Raw genomic sequence first — 18323 nt, forward strand, 5'->3', positions numbered from 1 at the left:
CAACGAACTGATCACTCCAACTGATCACTCAACCGAAGCCACTCTCACGAGCGTGAGGTATCAGACGCACGGCCGCTCTCCTCCGAGGTATTGACTGCTTCTGTGGCTGAGCACGAGGGGGACGTCATGGCTGAGGAACTCGAGATCATCGTCGAGGAGTATCAGGACGAACTGACCGAGCGGGTCCTGCACTGGCGGGAAGCGCTGGTGCGGCACGACCGCGTCCGCGAGGAGTTGGGTGACGTCGACCCGGCCGCTCTGAGGGTGCTCGGACCGACGTTGCCGGGACGGAAGCGGGACCAGAGCTCGCCGTTCGTCGCGACGATCTTCGACCCGCGGGAGAACCGGTCGGTCGAGGTGCGGGGCCGACTCGATGGTGACGACGTCGAGGTGACGACGAGTTCGTTCCGGCCGAATCCGAGCGACCAGGAACTCGGCGCCGCGCTCGAGGCGCTCCGTGAGGATCGGGAGTTCGCCGAACTGCGGGACCGGGACGACGTCGTCGTCTACCAACCGATGCCGCCGTTGGCCGACGTCGAACAGGAGGACGGATCCGTCGTACGCAGGGTCGCACTCGGCGTGTTCGACCCGCGGTCGGACCGGCGCCATCGGTTCGCCGCCGTCGGTGTCGGAGATCGAGTCGTGGAGTGGGACCCCGAGTTCTCACATCCGCTGGACGGGGATTGCGAGGAGCACCTGCCGGTCGGTGTCAACAGCATGCCCGACAGCGGCGGCCGCGACTGGGTCCGCGTCCGGGTACTGCGTGGCGGACTGGAGCTGTGGAACCTCGTGGTCGTCCGGCCGCGTGCGTCCGAGCCATCGCATTTCGGCAAGGGTTCCGGCGTCGAACTGAAGTACGTCACCTACCGCGGCCGTCTCGTGCTCTGGCAGGCACACGTTCCGATTCTCAACGTGCTCTACGACGACGGGGTCACCTACCGCGATTGGCAGAACCAGGAAACGCCGTTCATCGCCAACGGAGTCGACCCGGTTGGACCGGGCTGGCGAGTGTGTACGTCGCCACCGGCAACGATCCTCGAATCCGGTACGGACGCCGGAAACTTCCAAGGCGTCGCCTTCTGGTACGAGGACGGCGAACTGCGGATCGTGAGCGAGGTCCAGGCCGGCTGGTACCGCTACATGTCGGACTGGCGGCTGCGCGACGACGGCACCATCGCGCCGCGATTCGGATTCGCCGGCACCCGCAATCCACGCACCTGTATGCCACACCAGCACCACGTCTACTGGCGCCTGGACTTCGACATCGAAGGCGCCGGCAACGACGTCGTCGAGCAACGCGGCCTGCTCTTCCCCCATCTTCCGCTGTGGTGGCGGCTCGTCCGGGAAACCAAGCGGACCCGCTCGCTGTTCGCCCGCCGCTGGCGCGTACTCGACTCCATCAGCGGTCGCGGCTACGCCATCACCCCAGGAACAACAGACGGCACCGCCGACTCCTACGGCGTCGCCGACCTGTGGTTCTTGCGCTACCGATTCACCGAACTCGACGACGGCGTCAGCGTCGTCGGCGGGACACCAGCCGACACCCGATGCCGGCTCGACCAGTACCTGACCGCCGAATCGATCAACTCCACCGACGTGGTCGTCTGGTACGCCGGCCACTTCCGCCACGACGAGGAACACCCCAGCCCCCACCAGGGCCACATCGTCGGCCCAGAACTACGACCAATCAACTGGTGAGAGGTCTGCGGAACGGAGTGATCAGATCGGCACCGTTCCCGGCTTCCCGAGGTCGAGCCAGGTGAGCTCCGGCGCCGTCGCCGCGAAGGCCGCTTCGATTCCGTCGCGTCCCTGGCGGAAGTGGCTCCAGCCCTCGTAGTGCACCGGGACGACCGTGCGCGGCGTCAGGAGCGAGCACAGCTCGACCCCGTCGGCGCCGGTCATCGTGTACCGCAGCGGGCCGCTGACCCCGAACTGCACGCCGCCGAGATGCAGCAGCATCGTGCCGACCTCGAACCGCGTGCCAACCTGCCGCAGTCCGTCGTACAGCACCGAGTCTCCGGTGATCCACAGGGCGCCGTGCTCCTGGCCCGGCCAGCGCAGGGCGAAGCCGACGACGTCGCCGGTGATCCGACGGCTGAGCGGCGGCCCGTGCCGGCACGGCGTGGCGGTGATCTCCAGCGGCGGCCGGCCACTTTGCCGCAGGGTGTGGACCGACCACGGCCGCAGCCCGACGGCGCCCCCTCCGAGCCGTGCCGCGCCGCTGTACGTGGTGACCACGGCCCCGACCGACGGCAGCAAGGCCCGGCCGGCGTCGTCCAGGTTGTCCGCGTGGTGATCGTGCGTGAGCAGTACGGCGTCGATCGGTGGCAGCTCGCCGACCGCGACCGCCGGTCCCACGAGCTTCCGGGACGACGAGCCCCAGCCGAACGCGTACCGCCGGCCCGGTGGATCGAACGTCGGATCGGTGAGCAGCCGCCAGCCGTCGACCTCGATCAACGTCGTCGGACCGCCGATATGGGTGATCCGCGCCTCGCTCACGATGCGTGCTGCACAGCCCAGTCGAGTACGTCGTCCGCGATCTGCTGCCACCCCTGCTGCGCCGGCAGGAGATGCGCGTAACCGTCGTACTCACGGATCTCGGTGATCGTGTTCGACTTGTAGTGCTTGGCGTTCGACCGCTGGATCTCGGGCGGCATGATGTGGTCCTCGGAACCGGAGACGAACAGCAGCGGCGCGCGGCCGTCGTTGTGGTAGTCGACCCAGGTGTCCTGGTGACCGGGCTGGAAGTTCGCCAGCACACTCCCCCACAGGATCCCGCCGTTCGCCGGGATGGCGTAGCGCTCGTACAGCGCCCGGGCCTCGTCGTCGTCGAACGTGTTCGTGAACGCGTACTTCCACTCGTCGAACGACAGCGGGATCGCCTTGTGCCGGTTCGCCGGGCTCTTCAGGACCGGGAAGGTCGACTTCACCTGCGAGAACGGCACCACCCGGACGCCTTCGGTCGGCGCCGAGTTCAGCGCGACACCGGCCGCGCCGAAGCCGTGGTCGAGCAGGATCTGGGTGAACGCCCCACCGGCCGAGTGACCGATGATGATCGGCGGCTGATCGAGTTCGCGGATCACCGACTCGATGTGCTCGATGATGGCCGGCACGGTCACCTTCAGGATCGGCTCCGGGTCGGCGTTCAACGCCTCCACGTCGACCTCGAAACCCGGGTATCCCGGCGCCAGCACCCGGAACCCACGCCCTTCGTAGTGGCTGATCCAGTGCTCCCAGCTCCGCGGCGTCACCCAGAAACCGTGCACCAGCACGATGGTGTCAGCAGCCATGATCTCGTCCCTTCCCTCCCGCGAGATTTCCGAAAACCGTAGTTGCCGGAACGTCGCGCTCGATAGGATCTGCCTGCACGGATCTGGGCTGTGTGTGCACAGTTCGCCCTCCGGATCCCTGGGGGAAGGGGGCGCAATGACCATGCTGCTCGACACCGCTGTGCTGCCGCCGCGGGACCGGGCCGAGGCGTTCTACGCGGCGATGATGTCGGCGAGCGTACCGTCACGCGTCGAGCACGAGGATCCGGACGGCGAGGTCCACGCCCGGATGGACTTCTGGCAGCTCGGGACGCCGGACCTGTTCCGCAACGAGGGCTCCGGGATCCGACTCGTCCGGACGCCGAAGCATGTCCGCATCGGCGGCCCGGAGCGCCTGGCTCTCGCGGTGCAGGTGACCGGATCGAGCGTGTTCAGCCAGGGCGGCCGCGATCGGCGCGTCCGGACCGGTGAACTGATGCTGGTCGACCTGACCGCGCCGTACGACTTCGCCTGGACCGGACTCGGCGCGTCGCAGGCGTTCCAGATCGACTACGCCGACCTCGGGCTCAGCGTCGAGACGATCCGCGCGGCGGCTACCCGACTCCCGAGCAGCCCGGTGTACGACCTGGTCCTGAACCATCTCACCGCGCTGCCGGGGATCCTCGAGTCGTTGCACGACACACCGTCGGCCGGGATGATCGGCGACGCCACCACGCAACTCGTCCGGGCCCTGCTGACGTCCGCCGCGGACGACGACAACGGGTCGCCCGCGATGGCCGACGTACTGTTCTCGCGCATCACGTGGTACCTGCACAGGCATCTGAGGGATCCGGCGCTCGGTCCCGCACAGATCGCGGCGGCGCACAACGTGTCGGTCCGCTACCTGTACAAGCTGTTCGCCGACCACCACCGCAGCCTCGAACAGTGGCTGATCACCGAACGCCTCAAGGGCGCCGCCCGACAACTCAAGGATCCGGCGAGCAAGCACCTCCCGATCGCGGTCATCGCAGCAGGCTGGGGATTCGACGACGCGACCCACTTCACCCGACGCTTCCGCCAGGCTTACGGCATGTCCCCGCGCGAGTGGCGCGCCCTCAACCGGCCGGTGTGACGCGCTACGCAGCGGGCAGAAGCGCTGGCGAGGGCTTGCACCTTGCTGCTGATATCGGTCACCGGTCGGACGATCTGAAGATGAAGGTGCTCCCGCCGACGAGTTCGCCCTTGGTGGTCAGTTGCTGGACGACGAAGCGCGCCTCGCCGCTCCCCATCGCCAGCAAAAGGATCTGTTCCCGGCCACCGGCCTTGACACTGAGCGGTAGGTCGACGTGCTCCACCGTCCGGCCGACGCGGTACCGGCGCGTCGTGTCGAACGTCCTGACCAACTCCTCCCACGACTCCTCCGGACGCATTTCGTCCTCCAGCCATCGCCGGCGCAGTCGCTTCAGGTCCGCGGCGGAGAAGCTCGCACTGGACAGCCCACGGACATCCTGGACGCGTTTGCTGAGCGTCTTGGAGAACAGCATCGTCAGCCGAACCGCGGGATCCTCGACCGACGGAATCCTCGCCAGGTACCGCAGCCGTCGCTGGGTCGTCGCAGCGAATGAGATCGGGATCGGCACGAACACGGTCGGCAACAGGTTCACAACGTGCAGGTTCTTGAGTCCGGCCCGCTTCTCACCCGTGACCAACTGAGCGACCTCGAAGACCTTGGCGGCGGGCGGGATCGGATCGGACGGGCTGTCGAGGACGACCAGCAGGCAGGTGTGGGTGTCCGCGTCGACCGGCGGGGTCCAGGTCCACTCGAGCACCGTCGGTCGCAGTGGCTCCAGGCTGGAGATCGTCTGGGGCGAACCGACCGCCGTCCAGTTGGTGTCGCCAGGACTGTTCGGCCAGGCGGTCCAGAAGTCGGCGGGCAGATCGGGAAGTCCCGCCGATGCACCCGCGGTCATGATCTTGACCGTGACGTCGGACGCGGCGACCGGTCCACGGTTGTGCACCTGGACGTACACGCGGTTCTGGTTGCCGGCCTCGGGACTCTCGTGCACGAGTTTCGTCTCGAAACTCAAGTAGTTGACCTCGGCCGGCTGCAGTTGCCAACTCGGCGGCGCATCGGTCTTGACGTCAGCGCATTCCCACCAGAAACAAGGGTCGTTCAGGCCGACCTGTCGAGTTGGGTCGCTCCAGGCCGCGGTCGCGTTCGCACTCGGGGCCCGTCCCGGGTCCATCACGTGGTCGCGCACGAACAGGTCGACCAGCGGCTGGGACGCCATGTCGGTTCGGATCTCCCACAGACCACGGCCGTGAGTGGCCGCCCGCAAGAGGTTGCTGCCGGCTCGGCGCCGCAGATCGTAGATGGCTGTGTTCGGCAACCCCTGCGAGTAGTTCAGCCAGCTGCTACCGCCGTTCGTCGTCCGGAACACGCCGATGTCGGTACCGACGAACCATTCGCTCGCAGTCGCCAGACACAGCGCATACATCGGTACGTCGGGAAGCCCGCCACTGACCGCGGTCCACGTCGCCGTGCCGGTGGCCGGGACGGTCCCACGCCACACGTGCTGGCTCAGGCCGAACCCGCTGAACGCGACGACAACGGTGTTGTCGTTACCGGGCAGACTCTGGATGTCCCAGATCCACTGGCCGGTCGGCAACGGGGCGGCGTGCAGCACCCGGGCAGTCCAGGTGCCACCCGACAAGTCCAGGCGGTAAACCTGCCCACTCGTGGTCGCACAGTAGATCAGCGCGTCGTTCGCGAACGACACCGCCGACACTCTTCCGGCGATGCCAGGTAGCGCGACTCCGGGACCAGGCCAACCACCAGCGCCCATCGCATCGTCGACGTTGATCACATTGGTTGCCCAGGCCAACCGTTCGGACGTCGGACTGATCGCGGCCGGCGGATAGAAGAGACCTCTGCCGTCGAGCCCGCTGTTGATCGGGACGTAGGTGCCGAACTCCCCCGCCGCCGCGCTCAGCTCAGGCGAGTTCGAGTAGTACGAATGTGTGACGTTGTTGCCGTTCACCTTGCTGATAACGCAGTAGCCACCGTCGCCGTCCGCGCTGTGATAGTGAACCGGACTGTTGCGGTACTGCTGTGTGCCGTTGTCCTGAGTGCCGCACTGGACGATCGCGTCTGACACCGGATGGTTGTCGATCGCCTCGTACTGCATCAGGCAGAGGCCTTCGTTCGGTGTGTCGTCCCAGGTCGCGCCGCCGTCGGAGCTGACGAAGAAGCCACCGTCGTTGCCACTGTAGATGCGCTGGTTCAGCGTCGGGTGGCAGCCGAAGGTATGGCTGTCCGGGTGGATGTCCGCACCGATGTTGCTGACTCCCCAGGTGTCGGCGACCGCGTCGCGCACGCACTTGTACAGTTCGACACCGCTCACGTAGACGACGTCGGGTGTTGTCGGATCCACGTTGACATCACTTGTGAAGGCGCCGTACAGCTGGATGGTCGCATCGTCGGTGCATAGTTGCCAGGTCGTCCCGGCGGCGGAATTCGTCCGATACAACCCCAGGAACGTATCGGTGTTGTTCGCGATCAGCGCGTACTTGTGCGCGGGGCTGCTGGCCGACTGCTTGAGGCTGATCCGGCTTGTGGACGAGCCGGATGGCAGCCCTCCGGTCAGCAATGCGAATGTCGGGTTGGCCGCCAAGGCGTTGGTGCTGCGATAGATGCCGCTGCCGAAGAAGGCGGCGTACACCGTGTTGCCGGTCGCGTCGCCGGCATCGATCAGTACGTCGGTGCAGGCGATGACTTGTGGCGAGAGCACCGGCAGACCGCCACCTGACAACGCCGTCCAGGTGACTCCGTCCACGGTCCGGCACAGCCCACGACTGGTCGCGGCAAAGGCGTGATTCGCGTCCGCTCGATCGACTGCAATCCGGTAGAAACTGTGGTTGGCGAAGAGCGCCGTGCCGTTGTTCGTCCACGTCGTACCGCCATCGCTACTGCGCAGCACGCCAACGCCGAGGTAGATCCCCGGGGCGGAGCTCAATGCTGCGGTGGTGCTGTACAGCTGGACATTCCCTTCGCCCGTGCCCGCGTACAGAACGTTCGGATCGCTGACTCCGATCGCAAGCGCGCCGATGGCCAGCGACGGTTGGTCGTCCCCGAGCGCGGTCCAGATCTGACCGCCGTCGTCCGTACGCCAGACGCCTCCTCGGCTGGTGCCGATATAGATCCTGTCCCCGTTCACCGGGTGCGGTGCGATCGCGGTGACCCGGCCACTGATCAGGACGCGCGCTCCGCCGTACGTCTGGCCGTTCGGCACCGCGAGTGGACCCAGTGGAGTCCAGTTGGGCAGGGCTGCGTCAACCGGCATTCCGACCGGGCCGGCACCGACCGCGTCACGTACGCCGGCGTCCCGGGCCCGGAGCGCCTCCAAACGCAGGAGTGCGGGATTGTCCTCCTCGGGCAGATCCGTCACCGCGGCGGCAGCGAGGTCGACCCTGCGTCCGTCAGCTTGTACAGCGGCGAAATCGAGCGAGAACCGGCCGACCAGTTTCGCTGTGTCCTTCTTCGGCCGCCGAACGGACTTCCTCGTCGTCGTCTTCTTCGCCGCCGCCTTCCGCGCTGCCGGGCTCATGACCCCGCGCCTTTCTCGGGCGCGAGCGAACGCGCCGCGACGAAGTGCCGGCGCGCCACCAGCCCCACGGCCAGGGCGACGACACCGAGGACGACGACGATCCCCCACTCGGCGCTGCCGCTTCCGCCATCAGGTTCGAGACCGAACGCCTCGATCCATTGCGGAGCAACGGCCGTGACGAGCGCGCCGACGGCGAACAGTCCCGCGAAGAATGCCTCGATCTTCCACCACGTGGTGCGCATCCGGTGTCCTCCCCCAACATCACATCTGAAGCCGACAGACTCCGCGGTTCACGGCGACGGCGAACCGGATCTCCTCCAGCACGCCGCCCCATGGCAGATTCATGGCTTCCCCCGGCCGATCACAGCGCCCACCCCTGAATCGCTCCCGGCCCTCCTCGGATGCTACGCCCGGAGTCACACTCCGTCATCCCTTCAGAGATGAAGGTCTTCTGTCGTGCATGCTGTCGTGCATGGTCTGGCGTGCCGGGTCGAGATGTGCGCGCAGTCCGCCGGAGCTCGTGCCGGATCCAGTACGGCGGCAACTGCTCGTACCGGCACCGGCCGGCCGAGAGCCTCGCCGAGCAGCTTCGCGACCCGATTCGCCTCGAACTCGCTGCTACGCACTGTTCGCCGAAGCGGAACGTGTGTGGAAAGCCGTGCAGCAAGTCTCCATCACCCAAGAGATTCATCTCGCCCGTCGACCCGCCCAGCCGCACCGCTGCCCACGCTCTCGCACCCGCCGTCGACGACTACGGCGCCCCTCGCTCGTCCGTGTACCTACCTCCATGTACAGTTTCGGTGTGGATTCGCGGCAAGTGCTGATCGAGACGATGAGTGAGCTGATGTGGGAGCGTGGTTATGCCGACACCAGCCCGCGTGAAGTGCGCAACCGGTCCGGTGTCGGCCAGGGGAGCATGTACCACCACTTTCCGACGAAGCGGGACCTGGCGCTAGCCGCCCTGGAGCGCAACGTCGCCGACCTCCTGCCTGCCGCCTCGGAGCTCGACGGACCGGGCGACCCGATGGCTCGGATCGAGGCCTATCTGATGCGGCCGCGCGACGCCCTCAAGGGCTGCAAGGTCGGCCGGATGACCCAGGACCCGCAGGTCCGGGAGGACCCGATGCTGCTGGCGCCGGTGGCGCGTGCGTTCGCCCAGGTCCACGTCAGCTGGGTGAAGGTTCTCCGCGAGGCGATCGCCGCGGGCGAACTGCGCGACGACCTGGACCCTGAGCAACTCGCCCACACCCTGATGGCCGTGCTCCAGGGCGGATACGTGCTCGCGATCGCGCAGCAGGACCCCACACCGTTCCAGGACGCGCTCTCCGGAGCCCTCGCCCTGCTCCGGGCGTCGGCCCCATCGACATCCGACAACACCAGGAGGAACTGAAGCCATGACCGTACGCATCGGCATCAACGGGTTCGGACGGATCGGACGCAGTTACCTGCGCGCAGCCCTGGCGAGCAAGGCCGACGTCGAGGTGGTCGCGGTCAATGACCTCACCGACGCCCGCACTCTCGCCACCCTGCTCGAGTGGGACTCGATCTCCGGGCACCTCGACGACGTCGCCTTCGACGCCGACCTGCTCGCCGTCCAGGGCCAGCAGATCAAGGTCTTCGCCGAATCGGACCCGGCCTCCATCCCGTGGGGCGACGTGGGCGCCGACATCGTCATCGAGTCCACCGGCCGCTTCACCGACGGCGTCGCGGCAGCGGCCCACCTCAAGGGCGGCGCCAAGAAGGTCGTCGTCTCGGCGCCGGCCAAGGGCGACGTCCCGACGTTCGTTCTCGGCGTGAACGACGACAACCTTGACCCCGACAGCCACGATGTCTTCTCCAACGGCTCCTGCACCACGAATTCAGTGGCGCCGTTGGCCAAGGTGCTCAACGACTCGTTCGGCATCGAGACGGGCTTGATGACCACGATCCACGCATACACGGGCGACCAGCGGCTGCACGACGCGCCGCACTCCGACCTGCGGCGGGCACGCGCAGCAGCTGTCTCGATCATCCCGACGTCCTCGGGTGCGGCGAAGGCGATCGGCAAGGTCATCCCCGAGCTCGACGGGCGTCTCACCGGCGCCTCCCTCCGCGTCCCGGTTCCCGTCGGCTCCATCACGGACCTCACCGTGGAACTTCGGCAGCGCGCGGACATCGATGAGGTCAACGCGGCGTTCCGCGAGGCGGCCGCCTCCGAGCGGCTGCGGCAGTACCTGCAGTACTCCGAGGCACCGTTGGTCTCCGCGGATATCGTCGGCAGCCCGTACTCGTCGATCTTCGACGCGCCGCTGACCGAGGCCGTCGGCAACCAGATCAAGGTGCACGGCTGGTACGACAACGAGTGGGGCTTCTCCAACCGCCTCGTCGAGTTCTCCGAGCGCGTCGGCGCGGCCGTAGCGTCCTGACGCCGCAACGCCGAAAACGGGCGGCGTGCCGAGCAGCGTTCGAAACGGGGGTCAGCCGGCCGCCGAGCATCTGCTGCATCGATAGGCGCGGTCAGGTCGTGCCGGCATCGTCAATGCCCTAACCACGGCAGCAGCGTCGCGAGGAGGCGTTCCGGCGCGTCCAGCGGAATCAGGTGTCCGCAGATCGGGGGTGATGACCCGATACGACTCGGACAGGCGCCGGCAGCAAATGGGTCGCGATGATCGTGAAGACCCTCACCGAAGCCGGCGAACTGCGGTACTGGGTCGTCGTACTGACGGTCGAGCACATACAGCGCAGGGCCAAGAACGGTGCCGCCGAGCAAGGCCAAAACCCCACCCACTCCCCACTGCTCGACACAGACTGCGCCTGACGGCGCCATCGTCGAGCACGCACATCACCGGTCGCCCAGGTTCTCCTGCGCCCAATTGTCGAAGGTCGTGAGCGGAAGCCCGAAGTCTGTTGCGTACTCCGGGCGGGCCGGCTGACCGACGGCGTTCAGCCACTCGTGGGCCGCGCCCATCGGCGGCATCCCCGCAGCCAACGCCTCGGCCTCGGTGAGATCGGGAGGAGTCAACTCGACACCCAGAGCTTGCGAGAGCGCTGCGGCGATCTCCGTCATCGACAAGTAGTCACCCGCCAACTCGAGCTCGACCCGATCGAATCGCTGCGGCGTAGCAACGGCCGCGGCAGCCGCGACTCCGATGTCCCGGACCGCGATCAGCGAGAGCCGGGTCGCCGGTTTGACCACGCTCACCAGGCCGCCTTCGATCCCCCGCGGAAACAGGAATGCCATCGACGGCAGGAAGTTCTCCATGAAGAACGCGGGCTTGAGCAGCGTCCAGGCCGGGAATCCCGCCGTACGAACGCGGTCCTGGATCGCGCTCTTCGCCCCGAGCGTCGGTTGCATCGAGGTCCAGCGCCCTTCGGCCCACCCGGGCGCCTCGACATGCTGACCGGCACCGGAGACGGACGTGTGCACGAACTGCGGTACGCCGGCCGCCAGCGCTCCCTCGACCAGATTGATGCCCTGAGCAACCTCACCGTCGAAGTCGAACCCGTCCGGACCGGCGGCAGGCATCTGCACCGAGAAGACGGCCCGGGCACCGGCAGCCGCCTCGACCACCGAGTCGCGATCGTTCAGATCGCCGGTCACCAGCTCGGCGCCGAGCGCCTCGACTGCCTTGGCTCGCTCGGTCGCGGGATCGCGGACCAGAGCACGAACCGGAATGCCCGCAGCCAGTAGAGCCCGGGCAGTTGCACCGCCCTGCCGGCCAGTGGCTCCGGTGACCAGGACGGGTGCGGACTGAGTCGACATCGTTCTCCTTAAGCCTCGACAGAAGCCTCGACGGTAAATGGCGGGGCCCGCCACTTACTGTTGAGCTACGATATGGCGGACCCCGCCACTTAACAACCTCGGAGGTGGACCGATGCCCGACCAGCAGCGCGCGGACGCCCGCCGCAACTACGCGCGAGTCCTCGCCGCGGCCGAAGAAGAAGTAGCAACGCACGGAGCCGGAGCCTCACTCGAACAGATCGCGAGGGTGGCCGGCGTCGGTTCAGCCACCGTGCGGCGCCACTTCCCCACCCGACGCGCATTGCTGGAGGCGGTCTCCCACCAACGCGTCGCGACCCTCTGCGCCCGCGCAGACGAACTGACCCGTGCGGACGACAGCCGCAGCGCACTTCTCGACTGGCTCGGTGACGTCGTCGCCTACTGCGTCACGGCCCGCGGACTCGCCGAAGCACTGGCCTACGACGGCGACGTGCACAAGAACAACTGCTCCGCAGCCCTCGAGGAAGCAGCAGGTCCGCTGCTACGCAGAGCCGCACAGGACGACGCGGTCTCCGATGAGATCACGATCGAGGACCTCATCACGTTCTCCGTCGGCATCGCTCTGGCCACCGAGCACTATCCGGATCCGCCAGCCCAAGCCGACCGGCTTCTCCACCTCGCCATCGCCGGCCTCAGCCCCCAGCCGTGACAGGCCCGATCAGTTGCTCACCACAACGAGAACCGTTCGCAAGCGCCTGGCACGGCCCTGCCGCCGGCCAATACTGATCCGCCCTAGAGCTCGGGCGGTTTCGAAGAACTTCCGCGGCGGGATCGAGGGCGTTCCTGGCTGACGCCATTGCTTTCTTGGCCGGTGAGGACCGCGCTCGAGATGACATCGAAGAGGTGATCGGCGCGCTGCGCAAGCGCGGGCTGATCGTAGAGCCAGGCAAGTGCCGCGACCAGCGCGAACAGGTCGGTGCCGTCGATGTCGGCCCGCGCCACGCCTGCGGCGTGAGCGCGTTCGAGGGCCTGCGTGCCTGCATCGTGCAGAGCGACGCACGACGCATTGAGTGCGGACTCGGGGTCCTCCAGGGCGGCCGTCAGCGGCGCCGCAACACCCCGATACTCATGAGTGAGCGCGACGCTGTCGCGGAGCCAGGAAATCAGGGCATCCTCGGGTGTGCTCGAGGTTTCGCGGTCGGCTGCTTGTGCCGTCAGCTCGTCGACATTGGTTCGAAGCAAGGCCTCGAGCAGCGCCTCTCGGGTGGGGAAGTGACGGTACAGCGTGCCGAGCCCGACGCCCGCCCTGCGGGCGACGTCGCGCAGCGACGCCTCAGCGCCTTGCTCGGTCACGACCTCGCGCCCCACCGCGAGCAGGCGGTCGTAGTTCTTCCTGGCGTCGGATCGCATATGTCTCCCTGCTCAGTAGGTGGGGCGCCGCGTTGCGGTGGCCAGTGCTGCGCGGATGGCGTCCGCGCCGCCCGGTTGGCCCTTCTCGTTCGAGTACGGCCCGTACGGGGTTCCCCACACGGGGGTGCCCGTCGCCTGCCGCCAGCTGTCGACCAGCGGTCCTGCGTCCACGACGCTGTAGCCGATGGAGTCGATGAACTCGATCGCTGCCGCTTTCGCCGGAGCGGAGTCGCCGGCGATCGGCAGGTAGGAGCGGTCGGGCGCCCCGGCCGGGCGGGCGAGTGACAGCAGGTGCTTGAAGAAGATGTTGTTGAACGCCTTCACGATCAGGGCGTCGGGGATGTAGCGCAGCAGCAGCTCGCTCGAGGTGAGCGAACTGCTGTCGAGCTCGGGGATGTGCCCGTCCCGCTCGGGGCCGTAGTTGCACGTGTCGATGACCGTCTTCCCGGCCAGCGGCGCGGCAGGCACGTCGGGGAAGGCCTTGACCGGCACCGAGACCACGACGATGTCACCTGCCGCGGCGGCCTCCCTACTCGTCGCCGCGGACGCTCGCGGCCCCAGCTCCGCCACCGTGTCCGCGAGCGTTTCGGGTCCGCGTGAGTTGCTGAGCACGACCTGGTACCCGGCCTCGATGGCGAGCCGCGCGATGGCACTGCCGAGCTGTCCGCTTCCGATGATTCCCACAGTCGTCATATTTTCGGCTTCCTTGTTCAAGAGTCGCGCTATTTGTCATATGCCGGGCGCGTTGCGATTCGGATCCCTGCCGTCAGTTGGCCGGGAAGTAGTGGCCGTTGTCCAAGTCGGCGAGCAGGCCGGGCTGGACGGGCTCCCACCCGAGGACGCGGCGGGTGATGAGGTTGGACGCCGGGTAGCTCTGCGTGACTATGTTCGCAAGGAACCCGAAGTATCCCGGCAGCATCAGTTCGTCCAAGGGAATGCTTACGGCGGGCAGGCCCAGGCGGCTGCCGATGGCCTCGGCGATCTCGCGGAGCGGGATGCCCTGATCCTGAACCGCGTGCCAGTGTTTGCCGGCCGGGCCCTTCTCCAGCGCCAGGCGGAACAACGAGGCGAGATCGCGGATATGCACGGCGTTCCACAGGTTCGCGCCGTCTCCGGGATAGCCGGCGACGCCCTTCTCCTTCGCGAGCGCGATCAGCGTGGGGAGGAAGCCGGCCTGATCGGTCGTGCTGTGCGCGATATTGGCAATCCGCACGACCGACGACCGCACTCCGCGCTCGGCGAGATCGAGGACGGCGGTTTCCACGACGTTGCGAACCCGCAGGGTTCCCTTGTGCTCATCGCCGACGGGAAGGGCCGGGTCATCCTCGGTGGCAGGGCGGCCCAGCTGCCCGGACGAGCCAATGCTCCCGGCCGCGACCAGCGGCTTCTGAGTTCCCGCAAGTGCCTCGCCGTACGCGAGCATGATCGGGAGCTCCGCGGCTGACACGGCGTCCATCCCGCCGAACGGAAGCAGGTCTTGCCGGTGCGCGACGTGGATGACGCCGTCGGAGTCCGCCGCCGCCTCCATGAGCCCGTCGAGATCGTCGAGATCGCCGCGGCGCACCTTCGCGCCGAGCGCGGACAGCGCCGCGGCAGCGGTGTCCGAGCGGGCCAGGCCGGTGACCTCGTGGCCGGCGGCGATGAGCTCGGGAATGATGTACGAACCGGAATGGCCGGTTCCGCCAGTAACAAAAACGCGCATTACAGCTCCTGGTTAGCGGGTGGGCTGCGCTTCTCGTGCCGTCGATCGACTCAGTTGATGCGACGCGAGAAGTGGTGTGGGTGCGCTCAGCTGAGAACGTCGACGCCGAGGGCGATGTTGAACCCCGCGCCGTGGCCGGCCAGCCCCATCATCAGCAGGCCCGCCCCTTCGAGCCAGTGCGCCATCTCCAGGCCGCCGACGTCCCTCGGGCGCAACCCGAGGCTCTCGATGAACTCCGACACGCTCGCCTTGGCCTGAGCGTCGTCGCCGGCGAAGAGCACATCCAGCGGGCGGCCCAGGGCCAGGACGTGGCCGAAGACGGTGTTGAACGCCTTCACAACGTGCGCGCTCGGCGGGAGGGCCTTGGCGATCTCCTGCGCGCCGGAAGTGCCCTCGGGGGTGACCAGCCCGGTGGCATCGGCGGCGAAGGTGTTGGAGATGTCGACGATGACCTTGCCGGCCAATGCATCCCCGTACTGGGTGACGACCGGCACGGCGCTGGCGTACGGCACAGCGAGGATCACGATGTCACCGGCCGGGACCGTGCCGAATGTCCCCGTCGAGGCCGCGCCGCCGAGCGCGGCGGCCAGATCCTTGGCCTTGGCCGCGTCACGGCCGATGACCTCGACGGCGTTGCCGCCCTCGACCGCACGGCTGCCGAGGGCGCGGGCGTAGGTCCCGAGGCCGATGATGCTGATGCTGCTGCTCATGGGTAGCTCTCTTTCCTGGTTCGACCGGATCAACAGCGCGCCGAATTATCGGAGCACTGCTCCAGTTATACGGGGCAGTGCTCCACTTTGCAAACTTCGACCAGCTTGCGGCGCCCGCTGCCCCAGCTCGTCAACCTGGCCGGGGTGCGCGAACCTTCGACACACAGACCCTGACCGGGTACGCCGTTCTCGTCGACGTTGCCGCTTCGGCCGGGCTGCACGACCCCGGCGCACCGATCTCCTTCACGCCGCACGACTTCCGGCGCCTGTTCGCCACGGAGATAGTGTCCAGCGGCCTGCGGCTGCAAATCACCGCGATCTTTCCTGACTCGCAGCGCACCAGCAGTTCATCGAACGCCGCCGAGCGACCCGCCCAGGCGCTGAGCTGCGGACGACGACCGCTGAGGACGGTCATCCCTTGGAAACAGGGCTATTTCAGCTCGGCCGAGGTCTTACCGAGAAGCCTTCTGGCGACGATCAGTTGTTGGATCTGCTGAGTTCCTTCGAAGATGTCGAGGATCTTGCTGTCTCGGGACCACTTTTCGAGGAGTTCGTGTTCGGAGTAGCCGAGGGAGCCGGTGAGTTCCACGCAGCGGAGGGTTATGTCGTTGGCGGTTCGGCCGGCTTTGGCTTTTGCCATGGAGGCTTGGAGGGAGTTGGGTTGGGCGTTGTCGGCCATCCAGGCGGCCTGGAGGGTGAGGAGGTAGGCGGCTTCCCAGTCGGCTTCCATCGAGAGGTACGTCGCGGCGGCGGCGGGCTGTAGATGGACGGGGCGGTCGTAGTCGACGTCCACGCCGGCCCCGGACAGCAGGTCGCGGGTGAGCTCCAGCGACGCGCGGGCGCAGCCGACGGCCATCGCGGCCACCAGCGGGCGGGTGTTGTCGAAGGTCTGCATGACGCCCGCGAAACCCTTGTCGATGTCGGCGGTGCCGAGCAGGTTCTCGCGGGGTACGCGGCAGTTGTCGAAGCGGATGGTCGCGGTGTCGGACGCGCGGATGCCGAGCTTGTGTTCGAGGCGTTCGACCGTCATCCCGGGCGTGTCCTTCATGACCACGAACGACTTGATCGCAGCGCGGCCGAGCGTCTTGTCGAGGGTCGCCCACACCACGACGGCGTCGCAGCGGCCACCGGCGGTGACGAAGATCTTCTCGCCGTTCAGAACGTAGTGGTCGCCGTCGAGTCGCGCGGTCGTCCGGATGTTCGCGGAGTCGGATCCGCAGTCCGGTTCGGTGATCGCCATCGCGGCCCACACGCCGTCGAACCGCCGCAGCTGCTCGTCCGACGCGACCGAGGCGATCGCCGAGTTGCCGAGTCCCTGCCGCGGCATCGACAGCAGCAGTCCGACGTCACCCCAGCACATCTCCATGATCGACAGCACCGACGACAGGTTCGACCCGTTGACGACACCGTCCGCGTCCGCCGCAGTACGCCGTACGCCGGAAGCGCCCGCGCCCGAACCGGTGCCTGAGGCCCCTAATCCGTCGACCATCGCGGCGAGCATGTCCAGCTCGACCGGGTACTCGTGCTCGGCGAGGTCGTAGCGGCGCGAGTTCGGCCGCAGCATCTCGGCCGCGACCTGGTGCGCCTGGCTGACGAAGGCCCGGAACTTCCGCGGCGTCTCGAGGTTGATCATCAGACCAGCACCGCCCCTTCCATCACGCCGATCGCTCGCAAGTCCCGGTACCAGCGCTCCACCGGATGCTCCTTCACGAACCCGTGCCCGCCGAGCAGCTGTACGCCGTCCGTCCCGATCTGCATGCCCTTCTCCGTACACAACCGCCGCGCCAACGCCACCTCGCGGGCGAACGGAAGCCCTTGCGTAGCACGCGATCCGGCCCGGTACGTCACCAGCTTCATCCCCTCGAGCTCGATCCCGATGTTCGCGACCATGAACGCCACCGACTGCCGATGGCTGATCGGCTCGCCGAAGGCCTCCCGCGAGTTCACGTACGGCGTCACGTAGTCGAGCACCGCCCGCGCCGTACCGAGGGCCAACGCACACCACCCGAGCCGCGACAACCGCACGCACTCGGCGTAGTCGTCAAGCGACCCCAAGGGCACCGCGGGCACGTCCGTCAGGATCACCCTGCTCAACGACGCAGCCCGCAACCCCATCGACGGCTCCGCCTCGATCACCACGCCCGGATGGTCCGCCTCCACCACGAACAACCCGGGCCCGGCATCCGTCTGCGCCCCGATCACGAACAGCTCCGCCTCAGCGCCCCGCGGCACCAAGGACTTCACGCCGTTCAGCAGCCCGCCCGTGTACCGCGTGCGCAGCTCGAACGGGTCGAACACCGGCCGCGGCTCGACCAGCGCCAACGCCGCCGCCGGGACGGTCGGACCAGTGAACGCCGGCAGGTACGTCGCCTGCTGCGTCTCGTCGCCCCACAACGAGATCGCCGTACTGACGGCCGACGGCGCCAGACACGCGACCGCCTGCCCCATGTCCCCGTAAGCCAGCGCCTCGGCGACGAGTACGCCGGTCATCGCCGACCGCTCGCTGACGATCCCGCCGAGCTCCTCCGGTACCTCGATCAGGCTCAGCCCGAGCTCGGCCGACGACTCCAGCACCTTGGCCTCCGTCGCGCACGCTGTGTCAGCCGCACCAGCAGCCGGCCGCAGCACGTCGGCGGCAAAGTCCCGCACGACGTCGACCATCATCTGCTGGTCCTCGGTCGGCGTCAGGTCGAACCGACCGGTCCCCCGAGCGGCAGGCAGCCGGGACGGCGCGGCGAGTTTCGAGACGGCGGAGAACCGCCGGGACACCGCCCCCGCCGTCCGGAATCCGGTCTTGGTCGCCTCGAACACCGCCCGCTCGGCCGGCTTCCGCAGCCCGAACCGATCGATCGCCCGCCACTTGGCCAGCTTGTTGAGCAGCGCCACGCCGACCCCGATCACGTCCCGGCGCCCACGGGTCTTCTGCTGAAGGCTCATACCGCCAAC

Annotated in this window: 17 protein-coding genes; 6 read left to right on the forward strand and 11 right to left on the reverse strand. The window is 67.7% G+C overall.

What is annotated here, in order from left to right; genetic code table 11:
• Nucleotides 1–126 precede the first annotated feature (126 nt).
• On the forward strand, nt 127–1698 hold the full coding sequence (locus OHA10_RS36425) for a hypothetical protein (protein WP_371403340.1): 1572 nt from the start codon (nt 127–129) through the stop codon (nt 1696–1698).
• Nucleotides 1699–1719: 21 nt separating this feature from the next.
• Here OHA10_RS36425 and OHA10_RS36430 read toward each other — a convergent pair whose 3' ends face one another.
• Together OHA10_RS36430 and OHA10_RS36435 are read right to left on the reverse strand one after the other, a co-directional pair.
• Complete coding sequence (locus tag OHA10_RS36430; RefSeq protein ID WP_371403341.1) at nt 1720–2499, reverse strand: MBL fold metallo-hydrolase; 780 nt, start codon at nt 2497–2499, stop codon at nt 1720–1722.
• Nucleotides 2496–3290, reverse strand: a complete 795-nt coding sequence (locus OHA10_RS36435) for an alpha/beta hydrolase (RefSeq protein ID WP_371403342.1) — start codon at nt 3288–3290, stop codon at nt 2496–2498. The genes OHA10_RS36430 and OHA10_RS36435 overlap by 4 nt, the downstream gene beginning before the upstream one ends.
• A 136-nt stretch (nt 3291–3426) precedes the next feature.
• Between OHA10_RS36435 and OHA10_RS36440 the strand changes: the two genes are divergently transcribed.
• Nucleotides 3427–4380, forward strand: coding sequence for a helix-turn-helix domain-containing protein (locus OHA10_RS36440; protein WP_371403343.1), 954 nt, complete (start codon nt 3427–3429; stop codon nt 4378–4380).
• A gap of 58 nt (nt 4381–4438) precedes the next feature.
• Here the strand turns inward: OHA10_RS36440 and OHA10_RS36445 are convergent, their stop codons facing one another.
• Both OHA10_RS36445 and OHA10_RS36450 read right to left on the reverse strand, forming a co-directional pair.
• Nucleotides 4439–7855 carry a WD40/YVTN/BNR-like repeat-containing protein gene (locus OHA10_RS36445; RefSeq protein WP_371403344.1) on the reverse strand — a complete coding sequence of 1139 codons (3417 nt, stop codon included), beginning with the start codon at nt 7853–7855 and terminating at the stop codon, nt 4439–4441.
• Complete coding sequence (locus tag OHA10_RS36450) at nt 7852–8097, reverse strand: hypothetical protein (RefSeq protein WP_371403345.1); 246 nt, start codon at nt 8095–8097, stop codon at nt 7852–7854. The genes OHA10_RS36445 and OHA10_RS36450 overlap by 4 nt, the downstream gene beginning before the upstream one ends.
• A gap of 560 nt (nt 8098–8657) precedes the next feature.
• Here OHA10_RS36450 and OHA10_RS36455 point away from each other — a divergent pair.
• The 3 genes from OHA10_RS36455 to OHA10_RS36465 all read left to right on the forward strand — a co-directional run bounded on the left by OHA10_RS36455 (nt 8658) and on the right by OHA10_RS36465 (nt 10652).
• Nucleotides 8658–9245, forward strand: coding sequence for a TetR/AcrR family transcriptional regulator (locus OHA10_RS36455; protein WP_371403346.1), 588 nt, complete (start codon nt 8658–8660; stop codon nt 9243–9245).
• Between the two features lie 4 nt (nt 9246–9249).
• Entirely contained in the window at nt 9250–10260 is a 1011-nt protein-coding gene (gene gap, locus OHA10_RS36460) for a type I glyceraldehyde-3-phosphate dehydrogenase (RefSeq protein WP_371403347.1), read from the forward strand.
• A 239-nt stretch (nt 10261–10499) separates the two neighbouring features.
• Nucleotides 10500–10652, forward strand: a complete 153-nt coding sequence (locus OHA10_RS36465) for a hypothetical protein (RefSeq protein ID WP_371403348.1) — start codon at nt 10500–10502, stop codon at nt 10650–10652.
• 24 nt (nt 10653–10676) lie between these two features.
• On the opposite strand, the gene OHA10_RS36470 is transcribed toward OHA10_RS36465, so the two are convergent.
• Complete coding sequence (locus OHA10_RS36470; protein ID WP_371403349.1) at nt 10677–11597, reverse strand: NmrA family NAD(P)-binding protein; 921 nt, start codon at nt 11595–11597, stop codon at nt 10677–10679.
• A 112-nt stretch (nt 11598–11709) separates the two neighbouring features.
• On the opposite strand from OHA10_RS36470, the gene OHA10_RS36475 reads away from it, so the two are divergent.
• On the forward strand, nt 11710–12264 hold the full coding sequence (locus tag OHA10_RS36475) for a TetR/AcrR family transcriptional regulator (protein WP_371403350.1): 555 nt from the start codon (nt 11710–11712) through the stop codon (nt 12262–12264).
• Between the two features lie 83 nt (nt 12265–12347).
• Here the strand turns inward: OHA10_RS36475 and OHA10_RS36480 are convergent, their stop codons facing one another.
• The 6 genes from OHA10_RS36480 to OHA10_RS36505 form a co-directional block, all read right to left on the reverse strand.
• Nucleotides 12348–12965: a TetR/AcrR family transcriptional regulator gene (locus OHA10_RS36480; RefSeq protein ID WP_371403351.1), complete on the reverse strand. Its 618-nt coding sequence runs from the start codon at nt 12963–12965 to the stop codon at nt 12348–12350.
• 12 nt (nt 12966–12977) lie between these two features.
• The gene (locus tag OHA10_RS36485) at nt 12978–13658 is read right to left on the reverse strand and encodes an NADPH-dependent F420 reductase (RefSeq protein ID WP_371403352.1); all 681 of its coding nucleotides are present in this window, start codon (nt 13656–13658) and stop codon (nt 12978–12980) included.
• Nucleotides 13659–13731: 73 nt separating this feature from the next.
• Nucleotides 13732–14667 carry an SDR family oxidoreductase gene (locus OHA10_RS36490; protein WP_371403353.1) on the reverse strand — a complete coding sequence of 312 codons (936 nt, stop codon included), beginning with the start codon at nt 14665–14667 and terminating at the stop codon, nt 13732–13734.
• A gap of 86 nt (nt 14668–14753) precedes the next feature.
• Nucleotides 14754–15377, reverse strand: a complete 624-nt coding sequence (locus tag OHA10_RS36495; protein WP_371403354.1) for an NADPH-dependent F420 reductase — start codon at nt 15375–15377, stop codon at nt 14754–14756.
• 430 nt (nt 15378–15807) lie between these two features.
• Nucleotides 15808–17010 carry an acyl-CoA dehydrogenase family protein gene (locus tag OHA10_RS36500; RefSeq protein WP_371403355.1) on the reverse strand — a complete coding sequence of 401 codons (1203 nt, stop codon included), beginning with the start codon at nt 17008–17010 and terminating at the stop codon, nt 15808–15810.
• Nucleotides 17010–18314, reverse strand: a complete 1305-nt coding sequence (locus OHA10_RS36505) for an acyl-CoA dehydrogenase family protein (RefSeq protein WP_371403356.1) — start codon at nt 18312–18314, stop codon at nt 17010–17012. The genes OHA10_RS36500 and OHA10_RS36505 overlap by 1 nt, the downstream gene beginning before the upstream one ends.
• Nucleotides 18315–18323 lie beyond the last annotated feature (9 nt).

This window comes from Kribbella sp. NBC_00662, assembly GCF_041430295.1.
Taxonomy (GTDB): Bacteria; Actinomycetota; Actinomycetes; order Propionibacteriales; family Kribbellaceae; genus Kribbella.